Annotated in this window: 2 protein-coding genes; both read right to left on the reverse strand. The window is 65.3% G+C overall.

The window, feature by feature from the left end:
* Window positions 1-149: 149 nt before the first annotated feature.
* A complete protein-coding gene (locus VNR91_RS11975) occupies window positions 150-452 on the reverse strand; it encodes a DUF4387 domain-containing protein (protein WP_325491005.1) in 303 nt (100 codons plus the stop codon).
* Window positions 453-652: 200 nt separating this feature from the next.
* A complete protein-coding gene (locus VNR91_RS11980) occupies window positions 653-1,750 on the reverse strand; it encodes a sn-glycerol-3-phosphate ABC transporter ATP-binding protein UgpC (RefSeq protein ID WP_325491006.1) in 1,098 nt (365 codons plus the stop codon).
* Window positions 1,751-1,813: the final 63 nt, after the last annotated feature.

The raw sequence follows: 1,813 nt of genomic DNA on the forward strand, positions 1-1,813 counted from the left end.
GCAGCCGATCAAATCAGGCTTGCGCGCAAGCCCCGCGTCGAACGCCGCCGTGGGAATGCCGTAGCCGAGCTGCCCCGACGCGCCCAGCAATCGCAGCGGGCGGCGCGCGCCGGCGCCCGAAAACTCCTTCAGGATACGCCCGGACGCGCTCATACTTCGACTCCGAACAAGCGCGCATGCTGTTGCGCGCCATAAACATCCCGATCGCCCGGATCGCCCGCGGTGATCTGGCGCGGGAAAACGATCTTTATGGCCCGGCAAAGCGGGTATTCGATGATCTTCACGCGCGATTGCGCGACGCCATACAAATCCCCGATCAAGGCGGCATTGATGGCGCCGGCGGCTGCGACGCGCCGGTAGTCGGCATCCGTCGAGAACATGATGTCCAGGGTCGTGCAGCGGGGTCCGGCATTCTTGCTGCGTATCACCCGCGCCATATCCTTCAGATACATGTGGCCACCCCGCCAAATAGATTCGTTCCCGAACCTTACGCCTGACGCGGTCGGCATGCAACCCATCGCCCGCGCGCGGGCGATGGGTTGCATGCCGTATCAGGGAAGCGTTCTACAGCGGGCGGCCGCGCCGACGGCGAGACCGCTGCGCAATGCCGTGGACCGGGCGGCGGCGGCGCCGCCGGGACGAAAAGCAGGAGTCAGCGGATCGCCTTCTCGGTCTGGGGGTCGAAGAAGCGCAGTTGCTCGGACAGTATCGCCAGGGTCACCACATCGCCCGAGGCCAGCGTGGACTGCGGATCGACCCGCGCCACCGTCAGGGGCTCGTCGCCCGCGCGCGTCTCGAGCACGATCTCCGAACCCAGCTGCTCGATCACGTCGACCGTCACCTTGCCGATCGTGTCCGACGCGCCCTCGGACGCCACCCGCAGGTGCTCCGGACGCGCCCCCAGGATCACCTTGCGGTCCTTCCACGACGCCAGCGCCGCCTTGTGCCGGTCGGCCACCTTCGCGCGCAGCGTCGCATTGACCGCGTACAGCGCATCGCCCTCGCCCTGGATCGTCACTTCGAAGAAATTCATCGACGGCGCCCCGATGAACCCCGCCACGAATTTGTTGTCCGGTTCGCCGTACACCTGCAGCGGCGTGCCGCATTGCTGGATGTACCCGTCTTTCATGATCACCACCCGGTCGCCCAGCGTCATCGCCTCGACCTGGTCGTGCGTCACGAACACCGACGTCGTGGGCACCCGCTCGCGCAGCCGCTTGATCTCCAGACGCATCTGCGTGCGCAGCTTCGCGTCCAGGTTCGACAACGGCTCGTCGAACAGAAACACCTTCGGGTTGCGCACGATGCACCGACCCAGCGCCACCCGCTGCTGCTGGCCGCCCGACAACTGGCGAGGCTTGCGCTGCATCAGCTCGCCCAGCCCCAGGATCGCCGCCGCGCGGTCGATCGCCTCTTTGATCTTCGGCTCGGGCACCTTTTTGTTGCGCAGCCCGAACGCCAGGTTGTCGTACACCGTCATGTGCAGGTACAACGCGTAATTCTGAAACACCATCGCCACGTCGCGATCCCGCGGCGGCAGGTCATTGACCACCCGATCGCCGATGCGGATCTCGCCGCCGCTGATTTCTTCCAGGCCCGCGATCATGCGCAGGGTCGTGGACTTGCCGCACCCCGACGGCCCCACCAGACAAATGAATTCCTTGTCGGCGATCGTCAGGTCGATATCCTTGACGGCGTGCTGCATGCCGCCGTAATGCTTGTTCACTTTAGTAAGAACAATTTGAGTCATTGTAAGCGCTCTCGCTGATTGAATCGCGCCGGGACCGCGTCCCGGCGCGAACCGTACTGCCTG

Origin of the sequence: Sphingomonas sp. (assembly GCF_035555815.1) — a bacterium.
Lineage (GTDB): Bacteria > Pseudomonadota > Alphaproteobacteria > Sphingomonadales > Sphingomonadaceae > Sphingomonas.